The sequence below is a fragment of the Lactobacillus delbrueckii subsp. bulgaricus genome (genome assembly GCF_046938665.1).
Lineage (GTDB): Bacteria > Bacillota > Bacilli > Lactobacillales > Lactobacillaceae > Lactobacillus > Lactobacillus delbrueckii_C.
Genome location: NZ_JBKZCD010000074.1, coordinates 1 through 500 on the forward strand (window position 1 = coordinate 1; position 500 = coordinate 500).

1 protein-coding gene is annotated in these 500 nt (G+C 47.8%); it reads right to left on the reverse strand.

Features of this window, described 5'->3' with window-relative positions:
- Window positions 1-500: mucin-binding protein (locus ACLUXO_RS10245; RefSeq protein WP_412137453.1), on the reverse strand; the 500-nt coding region annotated here is incomplete at both ends.

Genomic DNA, 500 nt, shown 5'->3' on the forward strand with positions numbered 1-500 from the left:
GATCTGCTTGACCAGGCACTACAGTTTCCTTAGATACCGCACTCTTGTCAACATGGTCAAAGCCAAGAGTCTTTGGATCAGTTGACTTAACTTCGCCAAGATCAGCACTAAGTGGCTTCCAAGCGCGGTTAGGATCGTCTGTGTCAGCCTTGTCGTCACCATTGGTGTCGTAGCCGAGAATCTCACCGGTTACCTTGTCAACGATTGCAGTCCGCTCAAACGTTATAGTTTGTACGTATGAACTCTTGCCATCTGGAGAACCGTTGACTGGGTTGCCCTTAGCGTCAACATACTCGATAGTCCGGGTGACAGTATCCTTCAAGTCTTTCTCAGTTACGCCTTCTGGATAAGTTACGTTACCGCCTGGGATGATTGGATCGCCTGGGTTCTTCGGATCTTCTGGAGTTACTGGGACAGTTTGGTGGCCGTAATATACAGTCACGTTTACCTTTTCTGGGGTTGAACCATCAACATTTACAGCTTCTACAGTTTCTGTATCC